We start from the raw sequence: 16,381 nt of genomic DNA, 5'->3' as shown, positions 1-16,381 counted from the left end.
TATTCTCGATGACAAGTCGAGTCATCACTCATTATCTCGGAGGTCGGCATGACACCACAGGAGATCTTCGACGGCATGTGCGCCCGGTGGCTGGCGAACCTTCCCACCTTCGAGGCGGATTCGCTCGCTGACGACGTGGTGATCGAGACGCCCTTCGCCGCACCCGGCCATCCGACGCGCACCGAGGGAAAACAAGCCGTTCTCCAGTTCACGCAAGCGGGCCGGGCGTCGTTCCCGGTGCGATTCGACGACTGCCGCGGCGTGGTCGTACACCAGACCGCCGATCCCGAGGTGATAGTGGTGGAGTACGAACTCGTCGGCACGCACACGACGACCGGGGTGACCGCCTCCGCGCCGTTCATCGGGGTGTTGCGCACCCGGCACGGCAAGCTGGCCCACTGGCGCGAATACCAGCACACCCTCGTCGTCGCTCAGGCCGCCGGCCAGGCTTGAACCCGCGTCACCACGGAGCGCCGCGCAGCACCCGGCTCAGTTGGTCGCCGTCGGCGACGGGGCGAACGGCCACGGCTGCGGGCCGAACAGCGCCGTACACGCGGTGAGGAGCCCGCGCTGCGCCTCGGCCATGCGCGCGTCGACCGGGCCGGTGTCCTCGTTGGGGTCGTTCCGGACGAACATGTCTCCGGATTCCTTCGTCACCACCGCCAGTCGCTCGCCGGCCTCCCGGACGCCCGGGTCGGCCGCCCTGCGGGCCCGCAGGGCGATCGGCGAGTTCGAGGTGAAGCGGACGTCCTGCTGCTCGATCACCCGGGCCACCATGTTGCACGCCCCGGTCGCGACCTTGTCCGCGGGCGCGGTCGAGCCGGCCTGCGGAGCGGCCGACGCCGCCGCGGCGGAGGACGACGACGGCGCGGCGGACGACGACGACGGCGCGGCGGACGACGACGGCGCGGGCTCCGCCGGTGCACACGCGGAGACGAACAGCAGGGACAGTGCGGCGAGTTCACGTTTCACCGCACGAGGCTAACGATCATGGTGGGCGTGGCTGCCGTCCGGGTGCCACGCCCACCCCGTCATCGCGTCGACGTCGGAGCCGTCACCGACCGGCCGCGCGGAGCATCGCCTCCGTCTCGGGGTCGGGCATGATCTCCCGGACCTCCTGGGCGCAGCGGCACGAGACGGCGATCTTGGCGGCCCACTTCAGCGCCTCGTCGCGTGAGGACACGTCGAGGACCACGAACCCGCCGATGACCTCCTTGGTCTCCGGGAACGGCCCGTCGGTGACCACCCCGTCCGTACCCACGATGCTCGCCTGCTGGCGTTCGAGCCCGGTGCCGTACACGAACACGCCCGCGTTCACGGCCTCCTGGATGACCGCGTGCGCGTCCTTGCCCACCTGGGGGATCTCCTCGGCGGGGATGTGGTCCATCGCGCCGTCGTTGAACGAGATCAGGTACCGCGGCATGCCATGACTCCCTTGTCCGGGCGGCCCGGTCCGGCCGCCTCTCACCCGTACTACGAACGAGCCGCCGCGGATCCGACAGGCGGCAGCCCGCGTCGGTGAACGCCTTCGTCATGTGCGCGTGGCCCGCTGCCCGTCACCGCACGCCCTCCTCCGGGATGGGCACGGCGGTGCCGGTCACCGCGATCCCGGCGCCTGGTCCGGCGGGGATGCCGACCGTGAGCAGGCTCGGACGGCCCAGGTCCTCGCCCTGCCGCACGGTGACCGTCGCGGGCGGCTGCACCAGGCCCAGCTCGCGCAGGTAACCGCCGAACGCGGCGGCCGCCGCCCCGGTCGCGGCGTCCTCGACCACGCCGCCGGGCGGGAACGGGTTGCGCGCGTGGAACACCAGCGGAGACTCCCGGTGCACCAGGTCGATCGTCGTCCAGTCCCGCTCGGCCATCAGCGCGCTCAGCGCCGCCATGTCGTAGTCCAGGTCCGCCAGGCGCTGCCGGGTCGCGGCGGCCACGATCGGATGCCAGGCCCCGGCGTACGCGACACGCGGCGGCAGCGTCGCGTCGAGATCGTCCGGCGACCAGCGCAGCGCGGCGAGCAGCGCCGCCAGGTCGCCGGCGCGCAGAGGTACGGTGCGCGGCGCGACGCTGGTCAGCGTGGCGGTCGTGGTGCCGTCGGCCGGCACGCTCGTGGCAACCTCGACCAGACCGGCGCGCGTGTCCAGGTGCAGCACACCGGGGCCGTGCCGCTCCGCGTAGGCGACTGCCGACGCGATCGTCGCGTGGCCGCAGAACGGCACCTCCGCCTTCGGGCTGAAGTAGCGCACCGTGAACCGCCCACCCCCGCCCGAGGGCACGAGGAACGCCGTCTCGGAGTAACCGACCTGCGCCGCCACCTGCTGCATCTCCGCGTCGCCCGCCCCGGTGGCGTCCAGGACGACACCGGCCGGGTTGCCACCGGCGGGATCGGCGGTGAACGCCGCGTATCGGAGAACGTCCATGATCACGATCCTAGGTCAGCGGCCCGTCCTCGGCTGTCCCGAAGCGGGCGACGAGGAAGTCGAGTCGCTCCTCCTGCCCGCCCGCCGGGATGCGGCCACTGCGGGACAGCACCGTGATGCCGTGCAGCGCGCTCCAGATGACCTCCGCGGACAACTCCCGCCGCTCGTCTCCGGGGTCGAAGCAGCTGACGAACTGGTCGAAGCAGGCTCGCAGCGGCGGCGGGGTCTCGGCGCTGGCGAACCGCAGCTCGGTGGGCAGGACGAACATGGCGTCGTACAGGGCCGGTCGCTCGGTCGCGAAGTCCAGGTAGGCGTGGCAGACGGCGCGTAGGGACTGCCCGGGATCGGGCGCGGCCTGCCGTGCGCGGCTCAGATGGCCGGCGAGTTCGGTGAACCCGTCCAGGGCGACGGCGGCGACGATGGCGTCCTTGCCGTCGAAGTGGCTGTAGAGCACAGGCTGGCTGTACTCGACCCGCTCCGCCAGCCGCCTGGTGGTGACCGCCTCCCAGCCCTCGGTCTCGGCCAGTTCGCGCGCGGTGGCGACGATCAGTCGATGACGCTGCGCCCGTTCACGTTCGCGGCGCTCGCTGATTGCGGACATGACCGCATCCTAGCAGCGCTAGACATCCTGTCGACGGCAATCTATCGTCGCTCTCACTGCTAGCGCCGCTAGCAGACCGCCGCCGTCACCGAGGGGATGCCATCCATGCTCACCACAGTCGCCACGGTGCTCGCCGGACTGATCGGCGCAGGCTGCGTCCTCATGGGACTGCTCGCCTTCCGGGCGCCGCAGGCTGCCGCCGGCTTCGGCATTCCCGACACGCCGACCGAGGACCCCACCTTCCGGGCCTGGCTGACCGTCAAGGCCGTACGCGACATCGCCTCGGGCGTCTTCCTCCTCATCCTGGTGGCCGGCGCGACACCCCATCTGCTGGGCTGGTTCATGCTCGCCGCCACCGGCATACCCGTCGGAGACGCGCTGATCGTGCGCCGCAGCAACGGCCCCGCGACCGCCGTCTACGGCGTTCACGGCGCCACCGCCCTGGTGATGCTGGTGATCAGCGCCCTCCTGCTCGCCGCCTGACCGGCCACCACGGAACGGAGAATCCGATCATGCGCAGCTTCGAGATCACTTCCATCGGGACCGTCCGCAACGACCGGACGGACATCCAGCACAGCGACAACTGGGGCGCCGTCCGCAGCACGATCGTCGTCGACGAGCGCTTCGGCGAGGCGTGCCTCCAGGGCCTGGAGGAGTTCTCCCACGTGGAGGTCTTCTTCGTCTTCGACCGGTTCCCGGACGGCGGTGACTTCCGGGAGCCCCGCCCCTACCGGGGCCGGACCGACCTCCCGCCGATGGGCGTGTTCGCCGGTCGTGGCCCCCGCCGGCCGAACCGCATCGGCGTGACCTGCTGCCGGATCGAGTCCGTCGACGGCCGCGAGCTGACGGTGGTGGGCCTCGACGCGGTGTCAGGCACGCCCGTCATCGACCTGAAGCCGGTGCTGAAGGAGTTCGTCCCCGCCGACGTCCGGCAGCCGGAATGGGTCGGCGACATGATGTCCGAGTACTTCCAGCCGTAGCGTCGGCGCGCCGCGCGTGCAGGCGCTCACCGCAGGAGCCTCTCCGTGAGGTCCATCAACCGCTCGGCGTCATGGGGGTCGAGGGTCGGGAAATCGAGCGGAAGTGGCTTCCCCCGGTCGACGGCGGTCACCGGCGTGGTCGGCGGCGCGTCCAGGAACCGGTGAATCGGCGCCACCGCGTCCGCGACGGACCGGGCTGCGACCGCCGCCGCCACCGCGAGCAGCCCCCGCACCACGAACGGGAGCGCGCTACGGTCACCGCTCCTGGTGAACCCGGGATGGTAGAGCACGTATCGGGCACGGCTACCGGACCGCCGGGCGAAGCCCACGCCGAGCAGGTCGTTGGCCCTACCGGCCTGCAACTGCGCGGCGACGGCCGACCAGCCCGCCGTCATCTGTGGATCGGCCCATCTCACCCCGCCTTTCGTGACTCCGACACCGGCGACGTTCACGATCACCGGCGCAGCCGCCCGGTCCAGCGCCGGACGCAGACCGAAACTGAGCAGGTAGCGACTGACGTAGTAGAGCGCGAACGTGCGCTCCAGTCCCTCCCCCGTCACGATGCGACGCGGCGCCACGGCATTGGCGAACAGCGCCAACGCGTCCACGACCTGGTGCTCGCCGAGGATGTGCTCGATGGCCTGCCGCGTCTCGGCCATGCTGGACAGATCGACCGGAAGGAAGGCGATCAGGCCGCCGGCCATCGCCTCGCCACGTTCACGGTTGCGGCCGAGCACCAGGACGCGGTCGCCACGTTCGGCCCGCCCCAGGGCGAACGCACGTCCCATCCCGTTCGTACCGCCACTGACCACCACGACGCCCACGTCGCCCCCCTTATCGTTTGCTCATCGACCTGCCTCATCCTGGGCAGCGGGTCGGCGGAGGCGAAAGAAGGCACTTCCATGTCCACAGGTGACACCGGTGTGAGTGCCTCGCTGCACGATCATCGGCTACCGATGCCGGTTCCGGTCGGCGAGTACGATCGCTGTCCGGTCACCGACGTGCTGCGGCGGGTGAGCGACAAGTGGACGCTGTTGCTGATCACCCTGCTCGGCCGACATCCGCACCGGTTCAACGAGTTGCACCGGGCCGTGGAGGGCCTCAGCCCGCGCATGCTCACCCGGACATTGCGTGCGCTGGAGAGCGACGGCCTGGTCGAACGTGAGGTGTTTCCGACGTTGCCGCCGAGCGTGGAGTACCGGCTGACGCCACTCGGTGTCAGCCTTCTGGAGCCGCTTTCCGCGCTGGCCGAATGGGCGGTCGCTCACCATGCCGAGATCGTCGCGGTACGTCAGCGGACCGCTTGAGACGCCCCGCGCTCGTCCGGACGCACGGGGGCACCCGCGACACCGGCCCGGCGTCTGTCCGCCGGGCGGCGGGCGTCGATCTGGAATGCTTCGCCCATGCCTTCCTTCCCGCCCACCTTCTCCGCCGAGGTCGTCGCGCAGCCGGCGCAGCCCCAGTTCGAAGCGTTTCTCGATGAACACCGCGACGCGCTCGACCGCTGCCTGGACGGGCTGACCGAGGAGCAGGCACGCCGGTCACTGGTGGCCTCCCGGACCACGCTGCTGGGTCTGGTGAAGCACGCGACCTTCGTCGAGAAGGTCTGGTTCGACGAGGCCGTCACGGGCCGGTCGCGTGCCGAGATCGGCATCCCCGAGCGGTCGGAGGACTCGTTCCTCCTCGACGACGGCGACACGATCGCCGGCGTCCGGCGGGCCTACCGCGACGCCCGCGACGCGTCACGCCGGGCGACCTCCACGCGAGGTCTGGACGACATCCTCACCGGGCACCGACGGGGCCCGCTTCCGCTGCGCTGGGTGTATCTCCACGTCCTGCGCGAACTCGCCCAGCACTGCGGGCACGCGGACATCCTGCGGGAGCAGATCCTCGACGGATAGCGAGCGGCCGGCGTGGCCCGTCGTCGAGACGGCCGACGTCACGCGCCGGCGCCCTCCTCGGGGTCACCGATCAGCGAATCGGGGGCACGCATCCGCCACGCGTCGGTGACCAGTTCCGTCAGGCGCTCGACGCCGACGTGCGCCAGCCGCAGCATGACCAGGGGTGACCCGTCGTACGCGGGCGTGGTGAAGAACAGGTCGGGCTCGCCGAGGAGCAACGCCTGCTTCTCCGCCTCGTCGCCCACGTACAGCACGGCGATGTCGGTGCGGATGCGCCGCGGCCTGCCGGGCGTGCGCTCGGGATACGACCAGACGAACCCCTTGCCGGCGACCCGGAAGTCGAAGCCGTCACTGTCGATCTCGACCACGTGCGGCAGCGACAGCGCCACCCGGCGGACGTCGTCCGCGTCAGCCATGGCGGTCATCCCGGTACACCGCCTTCCGCACCGGCACAGCCTAGCTGCCGCCTGGTGGGTGGTGGTGACAGTGCCTGACTCGCGCCTGCACGGGGTGCGGCCCGTCCCCGGTGAAGCGGGTGGGGACGGGCCGCGGCCGTGTGCCAGGAAGGAAGCCGGTCAGATGGTGAATCCGCCGTCGACGTTCACCGTCGCGCCCGTGACGTAACGCCCGTCCGGGCCGGCCAGGAACGCCACCGCCGCGGCCACGTCGGCCGGCTGCGCGTAGTGGCCGAGGGCGGTGAACCCGTTGATCGTGTCCGCGTTCGGCCCGTCGGCCGGGTTCAGCTCGGTGTCCGTGGCACCGGGGTTCACCAGGTTCACCGTGATCGCCCGACCGCCGAGTTCGCGCCCGAGCGCCTTGGTCAGACCGATCAGGGCGGTCTTGCTCATCGCGTAGAGCGAGAAGCCCGGGAAGACCGCCCGCTCGGCCGTGTTGCTGCCGATGTTGACGATCCGTCCGCCCGCGGACATGTGGCGCACCGCTGCCTGCGAGGCGACGAACGGCGCCCGGACGTTCACCGCGACTGTCTGCTCGAACTCGTCGAGACTCAACTGCTCCAGCGGCCCGAGCAGGAACGCGCCCGCGTTGTTGACCAGGATGTCCAACCGGCCCAGCTCACCGGCTGCCCGGTCCACCGCCGCGACCACCGCTGCCGGATCGGCGCTGTCGGCCCGCACGGCGATCGCGCGCCGTCCCACAGCCTCGATCTGCTCCACCACGTCGTCGGCGCGACGCTGATTCTGCTGGAACGTCAGCGCCACATCGGCGCCGTCCTCGGCCAGGCGCAGGGCCACCGCCGCGCCGATGCCACGGCCACCACCGGTGACCAGAGCTACCTTGCCGTCAAGTGCGTTGTTCATGGTGGAAAGCCTGGTCAAAGATGGACCGGTTGTCCGGCGGGGATCGGACGCCGCGTTCGTGACACCGCAGGGAAGTCGCGAGCGGCCGAACCAGCGGACCGCTTGATCACCGCTCACTCACTCCGGCGTGCGCGGGGTGAGTCACCCGGAGGGTCTCGCAGCCGCGCGATCGCACCCCCGTACAGCCGGACGCGGTGGTCGACGTCGCGGTCCGGCTCGCCGTACCCGAAAGCCGCCCCCGTGCCGTGACACACGTGCACCAGCCATTCCTCGTAGTACCAGCTCGGGTTGCACGCGCATCCGGTGAACCGGAAGTTGGCCCGGTAGCGGCCGACCTGCCCCGGTGCGAGCGTGAACAGCCGCGCCGAGGCCGGCGCACGCGGATACGCCGCGGACCCGGGTAGCCGGTCCACGACGACCGACACCCGATCGTGCCCGAGCCACAGTCCGACCTCGCGGGCCAGCGCGACGCCTCCGGCGCGTACCCCGTCTCGGTGTTCGTAGCCGGCCTCCTGGTCGGCGAGCACGTCGTGGACGACCACCTCGGCGTCCGGCAGCGACCGGGGCGGCGGCATCGCCCGGACGAGGCCGCGGCGGGCGTTCGCCGCGGGCGCACCGCGGGCGGCGGCGGTCCACCGGACGCGGACCCGCTGAATGAGGATCACCGACCAGGTGTACCCGGAGCGCGCGGCGGCCGCCAGCCGATATGGGCTCCCGAGCCGGCCGCGCAGCGGGGCACCGTTCGCTCCGGCCGCCGCCACGATTCGGTACGCACCGGCCACGACCCGCCCGAGCAGCACGAACTGCACATCTTCGCGGTGACCGGGGAGACGCGACGGCGCACCGTACCGGCCGGTCCCGGTGGCCGCGATCGGGAGCAGAAACCGGCGCAGGGTCCGAAGGTCGGCTTGCCGCCGTGGCCCGGGCCTCGGTCGTCGAACCTCAGCCCGGGCACCTCGCCTGGGCTCAGTTCATCGCGATGTAGAGCCGCTGACCGGCGGGCCGGTAGCCGACGCGCTCGTAGACCCGCCACGAATCCTCGCCGCCGGCCTCCAGCCAGGCGACCTCCGTGCCGGCGCTGAACAGCCGCCGGGTGACGTCGGCGGTGATCGCAGACGCCAGTCCCCGGCGGCGGTAGGGCACGCGAACGGCGATGCCGGCCACCTCGCTGACCGCGCCGACAGGCGCAGCCGCACCGCCGCCGCCCGCGCAGCCACCGTCCTCGGTGGCGGCCATGACGACCACGCCGCCGGCGTCCTGCTGGCGCCGCAGGCGAGCCACGTCGGCCCCGGAGGCGACCGGATCGCCGCCGAACGCCTCGTTCTGCACGCTGATCAGCGCGGCTCGCTGGGAATCACCACGCGGTTCGCACAGCCTCAGGTGGTGCGGCACGGGTGGAGACGCCAGCGTGCCCGGTACGCAGACCAGGTAGGTGTGCCGGGCTTCCACAGTGAAGCCTGCCGCCTTCAGCAGCGCCTCCAGGCCGGGGGTGCAACTGGTGACGTACTCCAGGCGGGGCTTGCGGTCGGCGGCGTGGAACGCCGCGACCAGGGCGGCGACGTCGGCCGCGGTGACGGCGGCGCCGGGACGCGGCGTGGCGTAGTTGACGTATGGGCTGGTCGTCGTCGGGTCCAGCCCGATCACGAACGGCCCCACCTCGACGGGCGCGGGCCGGCGCGACAGGTTGGCGACGACGGACTGTTGGATGCGGGCATCCATGTTCAACGGGAAACCTCGATGCATGAGAGAAGCTGCGACGGGCGGAGGAAAACGTCGGGCCGCCCCGCCGTGTCGCAGGCACGCGACGGTCATCCGTCGCGTGGTCGACACTCAGGCGGCCGCTCGGCCTACCCGGATCACAGGCGTCATTCCCTCATGCAGAGTGCCCACGCGGTGCGCGTGGCCGACCGCAACCCTGCCCTTGCCGACCTGGACGTGTCAATCGCATACGACCGGGCGTCGAGAACGTAAGCGGACTGAGCGTGTGCTTGCCGGCTCGTCGATCGACTGAGGTGAGGGGCAGCGGAACTGTCGGTGCCGGCCGCTAGCCTGCGGGCGTGATGAAGGTCGATCTGGAGAAGGCCACGCTGTGTGAGTTCCTCGAATACCAGCGTGTCAGCGTCCGAGCCATCCTGGCGGGTCTGGACGTGGCCTCGTTGCGCGCGCCTGTCCTGCCCTCCGGGTGGTCGCCGCTCGGGCTGGTGGAGCACCTCGGGCATGCGGAACGCCACTGGTTCCAGGAGGTCTTTCGCGGTTCCGTAGAGCCGTTGCCCTGGCCGGACGAGAACACACCACTCCGCACGACTCGATCGCCGTCTCAGGTCTTCGGCTTCTATCGCGACCAGTGCGACATCTCCGACGTGATCATCGCCGCGGCCCCGTTGTCGGCGACACCCGCCGGCCGGCATCCCGACGAGACGCTGGCGTCGCAGACCACCGACCTGCGACGGATCATTCTGCACGTCATCGAGGAGACCGCTCGGCACGCCGGTCACCTGGACGCCGTGCGCGAGCTGATCGACGGGCGCACCGGGCTCGGACCACGCTGAACCGAGTCCGACGGATGCGCCATACGGCAGGGGCGGCCGCGCAGGCGGCCCGACGGGCTCGCCGAGGTGGCTCTATGCTGCCGCGATGCGACCCCGCTTGATCAACCAGGTGCGGCTTCCCGGCATTCGCCATGTCGCGCAGGCAACCGGTCTCGGCTGGGTGGTCACTGAACAAGACCGTCCCGCTGTGAACCTGTTCGACCACGAACTACGTCGCGTGGCGCGACTTGCGGCGCCTCTCGACGGCCCGCAGATGAAGGTCAGCGCCACCCGTCGACTCGTCGCGGCGGGCGACGAGCATCAGATCGTCGTGCTCGACCACGACGGCGTGGTTCGATGGCGCACCAGCTGGGGTCGGCTCGGCGGGGGCGCAGGCGCCGACTTCCACCTCGACGGTGACCGCGTCCTCTGGATCCGTCTGGCCGATAACGAGGAACTTGTCGCCGTCAACGGTGCGAGCGGCGCGGAGATCCGTCGCGTGCCGCTGCCCGGTCCCGAGACCGCCTGGTTCCTGCACACACCCGAAGGCGTCTGGACCGGCTTGACGCTGGCCGATCCTGACCAGGTTCGCGCCTTGCTCATCAGGCTTGACGCCGAGCACATCGTGTTGCGACCGTTGGCCGGTGGCGATCTTGCCGGTTTCAGCCCGGCAGGCGGCCGCTACCTGACACTGACGCTCGACGGGTTCCTGTCCGTCCGCGACGTCGCCTCCGACGCCGTGATCACGGCACGACACCTCGAAGATCTGCCAGGCGCGCCGTCAGGCCTCGCGGGCTGCCGACACGTGGACCGTGCCGTGTTCCTGAGCGAGGGACTGATCCTCGTCGCCGTGAACGCCGCAGACCTGCCGGACGACGCCGAGGGCCATCTACTGCTGTCGGCGCTCAGCCTCCGGTGCCGATCCCAGGTGCGCTACCCGCACCAGGACGAATCCGGCGCTGTCCACCCGTCGTACCAGCCAGGCCGATGGCTCACCCGTCATCACGAGGACGATCAGCTCCGGCTGTGGCAGCTCGACGCCCGCCTCGACGACGAGCCGATGCCGGGCCAACTCGCACTGCTCTGACCGCGTCGGTCATGGCATCGCGCATGCTCACAGGGCGCACAGGTTGACGATCAGGTCTCGGCAGTTGTCGACGGCCGGTGGGTGGGAGACAGCGCCGGCCCAGCGTTCCCACATGCCGTCCGGGGCGAGGTAGCGGTCGGCGTGGCTCGTCCCGAGTCGCAGGTCGATGTACTGCAGGGCACCCAGCGCCCAGTGCTGGTCGTAGCGGAGGTCGAGTCTGGGCAGGTAGCGGTCGAGGTAGGCGGTCAGCATCTCGGCGTCGTGGTGGTCACCGAAGGCGGCGAGGGCGAAACAGTAGGCCTGCCCGCTGAAGCAGACCTCGCTCGACAGGAGCAGGTGGCCGACGGTCTCCCGGAACCGGGTACGTCTATCGATCCCGATGAGATAGGCGGCGACCAACCGCGATCGCCAGTTCGGCATCCTGCCCGGTTGGAGCAGGAAGACAAGTTCCTCATCGCTGATGCGTCGAGAATCCTGGCGCAGGGCCTGCACAACCGGGACGTTCTGCTGCGCGTCCGGCCGGCCGATTCCGCCGTGAAGGAGATGCAGGTAGCGAGGGCCTTCCGGCTCTGCCGCGACGATGACGTAGCGGCGGATGGTGCCGTCGGCTGGATCCGGTAGCGGCGGCGGATAGTCCACGCCGACATCATCCCCGCCTCGACACACTACCCGGCAGCCCGACGGTCATCCGGATCTGTCGCCCGCAGCGCGAACACCGTGGCGCACCCGGTAGCGCAGGTGCAGCACCCGATCGCCCTGGAGCACCACGTCCGGATCCTCCAGCAGATGCTGCGCGTCGACCGAGCCGAAGTAGCGCTTCCCGGACCCGAACACCACGGGTACGACGTCCATGCGTACCTCGTCGACCAGGCCCGCGGCGAGCACCTGGCCTCCGACGTCGCCGGCGGCGACCTCGACGACGCGGTCCCCCGCGAGTTCCTGCGCCTTGGCCACGGCTGCCTCGACGCCCTCGACGAAGTGGAACGGCGCCTCGGCGTCCCAGCCCTCGGGCGCGGGCCGGTGCGTCACGACGACCACGTGGTCGATCCCGCTCGGCGGCGTCCCGTCCCAGCCGTCGGTCAGGTCGAAGACGTGCCGGCCGACGACTGTCACAGCGATCCGGTCCCAGTACGGCCGGATGTAGTCGTAGGACGTCTGCGACACCTTCAACGCGCCGCTGTCGTCCAACGGGACGTCACCGCTTGTCAACCAGTCGAACAGCGGTCCGGGCTGGTCGTTCCCGTCCGCGACGAAGCCGTCCACCGACACCGAGCTGTACAGGACCACAGTGCCCACACCGGCTCTCCTCTGTCTTGGGTGCCCCCAAGCTAGCGTCCCGTGAGCTGCCGTTCTTGTATGAAATCAATCGGCCGGCAGCGGCCAGCCGTCCATCGCGTGGCCGGGGTGTTCGCGCAGGAACCGCCGCCGGACCTCGACGTACCGGGTCGGTGTGAGCCCGGTGAACGCCCGGAACTCGTGGCCGAAGTGGGCCTGGTCGAAGTAGCCCGCCCCACTGGCGAGCCGGCCCCAGTCGACAGGGCCGGCGGGGTCGATCGCGAACACGGCGGCCGCGAAGCGGTAGGTGCGGGCCATCCGCTTCGGCGTGACGCCGACGAGCTCCTTGAACCGCTGCGCCAGGTGGGTGCTGCTGACGCCGGCTGCCGTCCTCAGGTCGCCGATCGCCACCGCACCGCTGGTCGCCGCGATGACACCGCTCGTATGGCGGATCAGCCTCAGGCCCGCGGTTTCGCTCAGCCGTCGCATCAGCTCCTCCTCGAGCAGCGTCAGCATCTCGTGCGGTCCGTCCGCCGTGGCCAGCCGGTCGCGCAGCTCGGCGACTGCGGGCCGACCCCAGACCTGCTCCAGTGTCACCGGCCGGTCACACAACTCGGCCGCGGGCATCGGCAGGAACGGCGCCAGGCCCCACGGCTTGACGTGCACGCCGACGGACCGGGTGGGGCGTGGGTAGCCGAACTCGAACGCGCGGGTGGGTGTGGTGATCACGCAGCCGTCGGCGTACTCGGCCGTCTGGATGTCGGTGCCGCCGCGGATGCGGAACGGCGCCCCGAGGTTGACGACGAGCAGCGCAGCCGGCATCGGCGGCAGCGTCAGCCGGGCGTACGGCGGTGTGCCCGCCAGGTAGTAGAGGTCGTCGACGAGCCCGTCCAGCGGCGGTCGAGGCACTCTGGAGACGTACTCCACGCCCACAGCATCGCGGACGCCCCGCCGTCACCGCCGGCGCCCCGCCGGGATCGACTCGCGAAAGGCGGCGCCGCGGGCGGAACCGATCACCAGGTCGGCAAGGGTGGCTTGCGCTGCCGGCACGCTCACGCCCGCGATCAGTTGACGTCCTCACCTATTGGGCAGGACGCGGGTCGGGAGGCGCGGCGGCCACGGACGCGGGCGTCGCCGCGCCGCCCTTGTTGTGCGGCGGCGGAATGAGTCGTTCGCCGAGGGCAAGTGCTAGGGCGACAGCGCCGAGCAGGGCGCCGATCAACATCGTGCTGGCGGCACCGTGGCTCTCCAGCATGAGGGCCCCGAAGAAGGCGCCGCCGGTGATGCCGACGTTGACGGCGGCGGACAGCGTCGCGGCGGCGATGTCGGAGCGGCCGGGCGCTACCTGGAGGACGAGGCCGCCGAGCGCCGCGGTGAACGCGGCGAACCCCAGTCCGGCGATTGCGATCAGGACGACGGCGACCGCCGGGTGGTGGCCGAACGCGTACAGGCCGAGCAGCGCCACGCACTGCAGTGCGACCGTCGCGACCAGGGCGGACCACGGGCTGCGGTCGACGATCGGTCCGGCGGCGAGGATGCCGAGGACGCTGGCGACGCCGCGCGCCAGCAGGATGGTCGCGATCGACGCGGCAGGCAATCCGGTGACCTCGGTGACGAACAGGGCGATGTAGGTGTAGGCGGCGATGGCACCGGCGGTCGACAGGACGGCCACGACGACCAAGAGCCAGAATCGGCGGGAGTCGGGGGTTCTGCCCCGGCCGGCGTGCTCCTGCGCCGGCCCCGTCGACGGCAGCAACCAGGCCACCACGGCGAGGACGAGCGCACCGAGCCCGGCCACCGCCAGGAACGATGCCCGCCAGCCGGCACGTTCACCCAGCCAGGTGCCCGCGGGCACGCCCAGGACCAGAGCGACGTTGCCGCCGGCGAACACGACCGCGACCACCCGTCCTTGCAGCCCGGGCCGGAACAGCTCAGCCGCGGTCGGCACAACGACCGCCCAGAACAACGCATGAGTGGCCGCAGTGGCGATCCTGGCTGCCATCAGCATGGTGAACGTGCTCGCGAACACCGTGATCGCGTTGCTCACGACGAAGCCCGCCAGGAGCGCCGACAGCAACCGCCGGCGAGGGATTCTGCGCACCAGCGCCGTCAACGGGACCGAGGCGACCATCACCACTGCGCCGTACACGGTGACGAGCATGCCCACTTGGGACGGCGACACGGCCAGGTCCACGGCCATCGGCAACAGCAGCCCGATCGGCAGCGCCTCGGCCGCGGTGTAGAGGAACGTTCCGCCGGCGAGGCCGATCAGCGCTCCCACTGCCCGCCGGTGTGCATGCGCCTGACCCATCGTTACCCCCTAAACCGGCTATGACGGAAACACTCTAGGAACGTTCCTGTCGCGGGGCAACTGGTAAAGTGGGCTTTGATGGAAACAGCAGGGGTTACGCGGATGCGCCTGGTCGGCGGCGACCTCGCGCTGGACTTCCTCAACACCCGCGCCGGCCCACCCGTCGGGCCTCCGGACGACGACGTGCTCACCGGTTACACCGAGCTGATCGCCTGGAGCGTGTACGCGGGCACCCTCACCGAAACGCAAGCGGCGGCGTTGCGCCGGCTGTCCCGCGGCAGTCCGGACAGCACCGACACCGCCTTCGCACAAGCACTGCGCACCCGTGACTACCTGGACGAGGTGTTCCGGCCACTGGCCGTCGGCGAGGACCCCGGCGTCGCGGCGCTGACCCGGCTGCGCGACGACGAAGCCGACGCGCTCGCCCACGCACAGCTCGTGCGCGGGAAGACATTCGCATGGTCCTGGCGAGACGACCACACGCTTGCCCGGCCCTTACGTCCGGTGGTCCATGCGGCGGTCCAGCTTCTCACCACGGGTGCGCTCGACCGGCTCAAGCGATGCGCGGGCTGCCGCTTCCTGTTCATCGACGAGAGCAAGAACCGCAGCCGTCGTTGGTGCAGCATGGACGACTGCGGAACCGCAGAGAAGATCCGCCGCTACGTCGAGGTACGACGCATCCGCACAAGACGGTGAGCACACGTGGCCACGCCGACGACACCGCTCCCCCTACCGTCCGGCGCTGCTCGCGTTCTGCTGACCGCGAAGAGGTCTTCATGCGCCCTCGTCCACCGGCCATGCTGGCTCGGTGGATTCACCGGGACGCCCTACCTCCCAGGCCCTGCTCACGAACCTCTACGCGGCGTTCAACAGGCGTGACATCCCCACGCTGCTGGCCGCCATGACGCCGGATGTCTCGTGGCCCAACGGCTGGGAGGGAGGTGTCGTTCGCGGCCGCGACCAGGTGAGTGCCTACTGGCGCCGGCAGTGGGACCAGCTCGAGCCCGTCGTCACGCCGACCGCGTTCGGCACGGAGGCCGACGGCCGCATCGCCGTCACCGTTCATCAGGTCGTCCACGACAAAGCTGGAGCGAAAATCGCCGACCACGTCGTCACGCACGTCTACCGCCTCGACGACGGCTTGGTCGCAGAGATGGAGATCCGCGAGTGACGCCACGTCCTCGGAGGACCTGAGGGGTCGCAACGGCGATGAGTTTCGTTACGGCTTCCGGTCTGTATTGCCGTGCACCCGATCCCCCGACTCCCGGGAGAGCGTCATGACCGCCACGTACAGGAGGCAAGCGTGAAGCTTCTTCTCACATCCGCGGGCGTCCAGAATCCGAGCATCCAGGATGCGCTGGTCGACCTGCTGGGCAAGCCGATCGCCGAATCCAGCGCCCTCTGCATCCCCACCGCGGCCTACCCGATGGGCGGACCGGCCTCGGCCTGGCGCTTCATCACCGGTCAGACGCCGCTACCCATGAGCGGGCTGGGCTGGAAGTCGCTGGGCGTCCTCGAGCTGACGGCGCTGCCGAGCATCGGCGAGGAGCGGTGGGTCCCCTGGGTCCGCGAGGCCGACGTCATGCTCGTGCACGGCGGCGATGCGACGTACCTGTGCCACTGGATGCGGCAGTCCGGGCTGGCGGACCTCCTGCCGTCGCTGCCCGACACCGTCTGGGTGGGGTTGAGTGCCGGCAGCATGGTGCTGACCCCACGGGTCGGCAAGGGATTCGTCGAATGGCAGTCCGCGCCCGACGACCGCACGCTGGGGCTCGTCGACTTCTCGATCTTCCCGCATCTGGGCCTCGAGCCGGACAACACCATGGCTCATGCCGAGAGATGGGCAGCCGAGATCGCCGGTCCGGCGTACGCGATCGACGACCAGACGGCCATCAAGGTGACCGACGGCGCCGTCGAGGTCGTCTCCGAGGGGCACTGGAGGCGGTTCCCCTCGTAGCGGTGATC

23 protein-coding genes are annotated in these 16,381 nt (G+C 70.7%); 10 read left to right on the top strand and 13 right to left on the bottom strand.

Features of this window, described 5'->3' with window-relative positions:
- Positions 1-48 precede the first annotated feature (48 nt).
- Positions 49-453, top strand: coding sequence for a nuclear transport factor 2 family protein (locus tag F8279_RS03060; protein WP_091427281.1), 405 nt, complete (start codon positions 49-51; stop codon positions 451-453).
- A gap of 36 nt (positions 454-489) precedes the next feature.
- On the opposite strand, the gene F8279_RS03055 is transcribed toward F8279_RS03060, so the two are convergent.
- The 4 genes from F8279_RS03055 to F8279_RS03040 form a co-directional block, all read right to left on the bottom strand.
- Entirely contained in the window at positions 490-972 is a 483-nt protein-coding gene (locus F8279_RS03055) for a hypothetical protein (protein WP_151498998.1), read from the bottom strand.
- 82 nt (positions 973-1,054) lie between these two features.
- Entirely contained in the window at positions 1,055-1,423 is a 369-nt protein-coding gene (locus F8279_RS03050) for a YciI family protein (protein WP_091427285.1), read from the bottom strand.
- Positions 1,424-1,556: 133 nt separating this feature from the next.
- Positions 1,557-2,414 carry a PhzF family phenazine biosynthesis protein gene (locus F8279_RS03045; RefSeq protein WP_151498997.1) on the bottom strand — a complete coding sequence of 286 codons (858 nt, stop codon included), beginning with the start codon at positions 2,412-2,414 and terminating at the stop codon, positions 1,557-1,559.
- Between the two features lie 10 nt (positions 2,415-2,424).
- A complete protein-coding gene (locus F8279_RS03040; RefSeq protein ID WP_151498996.1) occupies positions 2,425-3,015 on the bottom strand; it encodes a TetR/AcrR family transcriptional regulator in 591 nt (196 codons plus the stop codon).
- A 105-nt stretch (positions 3,016-3,120) separates the two neighbouring features.
- On the opposite strand from F8279_RS03040, the gene F8279_RS03035 reads away from it, so the two are divergent.
- On the top strand, positions 3,121-3,498 hold the full coding sequence (locus F8279_RS03035) for a DUF4267 domain-containing protein (protein WP_091427290.1): 378 nt from the start codon (positions 3,121-3,123) through the stop codon (positions 3,496-3,498).
- 29 nt (positions 3,499-3,527) lie between these two features.
- Positions 3,528-3,995 (top strand): SAM-dependent methyltransferase, encoded by a 468-nt coding sequence (locus F8279_RS03030; RefSeq protein ID WP_091427292.1) that lies wholly within the window; start codon positions 3,528-3,530, stop codon positions 3,993-3,995.
- Positions 3,996-4,021: 26 nt separating this feature from the next.
- Here F8279_RS03030 and F8279_RS03025 read toward each other — a convergent pair whose 3' ends face one another.
- The gene (locus F8279_RS03025) at positions 4,022-4,819 is read right to left on the bottom strand and encodes an SDR family NAD(P)-dependent oxidoreductase (protein ID WP_225853101.1); all 798 of its coding nucleotides are present in this window, start codon (positions 4,817-4,819) and stop codon (positions 4,022-4,024) included.
- A gap of 78 nt (positions 4,820-4,897) precedes the next feature.
- Here F8279_RS03025 and F8279_RS03020 point away from each other — a divergent pair, with 78 nt between their 5' ends.
- Positions 4,898-5,302: a helix-turn-helix domain-containing protein gene (locus F8279_RS03020; protein ID WP_151498995.1), complete on the top strand. Its 405-nt coding sequence runs from the start codon at positions 4,898-4,900 to the stop codon at positions 5,300-5,302.
- Positions 5,303-5,398: 96 nt separating this feature from the next.
- Positions 5,399-5,896, top strand: coding sequence for a DinB family protein (locus F8279_RS03015; RefSeq protein WP_151498994.1), 498 nt, complete (start codon positions 5,399-5,401; stop codon positions 5,894-5,896).
- A 38-nt stretch (positions 5,897-5,934) separates the two neighbouring features.
- Here the strand turns inward: F8279_RS03015 and F8279_RS03010 are convergent, their stop codons facing one another.
- The 4 genes from F8279_RS03010 to F8279_RS02995 all read right to left on the bottom strand — a co-directional run bounded on the left by F8279_RS03010 (position 5,935) and on the right by F8279_RS02995 (position 8,934).
- A complete protein-coding gene (locus F8279_RS03010; protein WP_175438892.1) occupies positions 5,935-6,312 on the bottom strand; it encodes an MmcQ/YjbR family DNA-binding protein in 378 nt (125 codons plus the stop codon).
- Between the two features lie 159 nt (positions 6,313-6,471).
- Positions 6,472-7,215, bottom strand: a complete 744-nt coding sequence (locus F8279_RS03005) for an SDR family NAD(P)-dependent oxidoreductase (RefSeq protein ID WP_151498993.1) — start codon at positions 7,213-7,215, stop codon at positions 6,472-6,474.
- Between the two features lie 113 nt (positions 7,216-7,328).
- On the bottom strand, positions 7,329-8,015 hold the full coding sequence (locus tag F8279_RS03000) for a hypothetical protein (protein WP_225853100.1): 687 nt from the start codon (positions 8,013-8,015) through the stop codon (positions 7,329-7,331).
- A 166-nt stretch (positions 8,016-8,181) separates the two neighbouring features.
- The gene (locus F8279_RS02995; RefSeq protein ID WP_151498992.1) at positions 8,182-8,934 is read right to left on the bottom strand and encodes a GNAT family N-acetyltransferase; all 753 of its coding nucleotides are present in this window, start codon (positions 8,932-8,934) and stop codon (positions 8,182-8,184) included.
- Between the two features lie 341 nt (positions 8,935-9,275).
- Between F8279_RS02995 and F8279_RS02990 the strand changes: the two genes are divergently transcribed.
- Both F8279_RS02990 and F8279_RS02985 read left to right on the top strand, forming a co-directional pair.
- Positions 9,276-9,764: a DinB family protein gene (locus F8279_RS02990; RefSeq protein WP_151498991.1), complete on the top strand. Its 489-nt coding sequence runs from the start codon at positions 9,276-9,278 to the stop codon at positions 9,762-9,764.
- 85 nt (positions 9,765-9,849) lie between these two features.
- Positions 9,850-10,830, top strand: a complete 981-nt coding sequence (locus F8279_RS02985; protein WP_091427304.1) for a hypothetical protein — start codon at positions 9,850-9,852, stop codon at positions 10,828-10,830.
- A 27-nt stretch (positions 10,831-10,857) separates the two neighbouring features.
- On the opposite strand, the gene F8279_RS02980 is transcribed toward F8279_RS02985, so the two are convergent.
- From F8279_RS02980 to F8279_RS02965, 4 genes are all read right to left on the bottom strand, one after another.
- A complete protein-coding gene (locus F8279_RS02980) occupies positions 10,858-11,469 on the bottom strand; it encodes a DUF6000 family protein (protein ID WP_139135504.1) in 612 nt (203 codons plus the stop codon).
- A 45-nt stretch (positions 11,470-11,514) separates the two neighbouring features.
- The gene (locus F8279_RS02975; protein ID WP_091427310.1) at positions 11,515-12,126 is read right to left on the bottom strand and encodes a dihydrofolate reductase family protein; all 612 of its coding nucleotides are present in this window, start codon (positions 12,124-12,126) and stop codon (positions 11,515-11,517) included.
- A 66-nt stretch (positions 12,127-12,192) separates the two neighbouring features.
- A complete protein-coding gene (locus tag F8279_RS02970; RefSeq protein ID WP_225853099.1) occupies positions 12,193-13,032 on the bottom strand; it encodes a helix-turn-helix domain-containing protein in 840 nt (279 codons plus the stop codon).
- 154 nt (positions 13,033-13,186) lie between these two features.
- Positions 13,187-14,386: an MFS transporter gene (locus F8279_RS02965; protein ID WP_192580609.1), complete on the bottom strand. Its 1,200-nt coding sequence runs from the start codon at positions 14,384-14,386 to the stop codon at positions 13,187-13,189.
- A 132-nt stretch (positions 14,387-14,518) separates the two neighbouring features.
- Here F8279_RS02965 and F8279_RS02960 point away from each other — a divergent pair, with 132 nt between their 5' ends.
- The 3 genes from F8279_RS02960 to F8279_RS02950 all read left to right on the top strand — a co-directional run bounded on the left by F8279_RS02960 (position 14,519) and on the right by F8279_RS02950 (position 16,373).
- Positions 14,519-15,112, top strand: coding sequence for an ABATE domain-containing protein (locus F8279_RS02960; protein ID WP_192580608.1), 594 nt, complete (start codon positions 14,519-14,521; stop codon positions 15,110-15,112).
- A 112-nt stretch (positions 15,113-15,224) separates the two neighbouring features.
- A complete protein-coding gene (locus F8279_RS02955; RefSeq protein ID WP_091427316.1) occupies positions 15,225-15,587 on the top strand; it encodes a nuclear transport factor 2 family protein in 363 nt (120 codons plus the stop codon).
- A 132-nt stretch (positions 15,588-15,719) separates the two neighbouring features.
- A complete protein-coding gene (locus F8279_RS02950) occupies positions 15,720-16,373 on the top strand; it encodes a Type 1 glutamine amidotransferase-like domain-containing protein (RefSeq protein ID WP_151498988.1) in 654 nt (217 codons plus the stop codon).
- Positions 16,374-16,381 lie beyond the last annotated feature (8 nt).

It is taken from the genome of Micromonospora sp. AMSO1212t (assembly GCF_008868145.1).
GTDB classification, from domain to species: Bacteria; Actinomycetota; Actinomycetes; order Mycobacteriales; family Micromonosporaceae; genus Micromonospora; species Micromonospora tulbaghiae.
This window is presented reverse-complemented; position numbering and strand designations above follow the sequence as displayed.

Excerpts from the sequence above, each read along its gene's own strand:
- F8279_RS03045 (WP_151498997.1), bottom strand. The coding sequence starts at position 2,414 with ATGGACGTTCTCCGATACGCGGCGTTCACCGCCGATCCCGCCGGTGGC.
- F8279_RS02990 (WP_151498991.1), top strand. The coding sequence starts at position 9,276 with ATGAAGGTCGATCTGGAGAAGGCCACGCTGTGTGAGTTCCTCGAATAC.
- F8279_RS02995 (WP_151498992.1), bottom strand. The coding sequence starts at position 8,934 with ATGGATGCCCGCATCCAACAGTCCGTCGTCGCCAACCTGTCGCGCCGG.
- F8279_RS03040 (WP_151498996.1), bottom strand. The coding sequence starts at position 3,015 with ATGTCCGCAATCAGCGAGCGCCGCGAACGTGAACGGGCGCAGCGTCAT.
- F8279_RS03030 (WP_091427292.1), top strand. The coding sequence starts at position 3,528 with ATGCGCAGCTTCGAGATCACTTCCATCGGGACCGTCCGCAACGACCGG.
- F8279_RS03060 (WP_091427281.1), top strand. The coding sequence starts at position 49 with ATGACACCACAGGAGATCTTCGACGGCATGTGCGCCCGGTGGCTGGCG.
- F8279_RS02960 (WP_192580608.1), top strand. The coding sequence starts at position 14,519 with ATGCGCCTGGTCGGCGGCGACCTCGCGCTGGACTTCCTCAACACCCGC.
- F8279_RS03005 (WP_151498993.1), bottom strand. The coding sequence starts at position 7,215 with ATGAACAACGCACTTGACGGCAAGGTAGCTCTGGTCACCGGTGGTGGC.
- F8279_RS03050 (WP_091427285.1), bottom strand. The coding sequence starts at position 1,423 with ATGCCGCGGTACCTGATCTCGTTCAACGACGGCGCGATGGACCACATC.
- F8279_RS02985 (WP_091427304.1), top strand. The coding sequence starts at position 9,850 with ATGCGACCCCGCTTGATCAACCAGGTGCGGCTTCCCGGCATTCGCCAT.
- F8279_RS03035 (WP_091427290.1), top strand. The coding sequence starts at position 3,121 with ATGCTCACCACAGTCGCCACGGTGCTCGCCGGACTGATCGGCGCAGGC.
- F8279_RS03015 (WP_151498994.1), top strand. The coding sequence starts at position 5,399 with ATGCCTTCCTTCCCGCCCACCTTCTCCGCCGAGGTCGTCGCGCAGCCG.
- F8279_RS03020 (WP_151498995.1), top strand. The coding sequence starts at position 4,898 with ATGTCCACAGGTGACACCGGTGTGAGTGCCTCGCTGCACGATCATCGG.
- F8279_RS03010 (WP_175438892.1), bottom strand. The coding sequence starts at position 6,312 with ATGGCTGACGCGGACGACGTCCGCCGGGTGGCGCTGTCGCTGCCGCAC.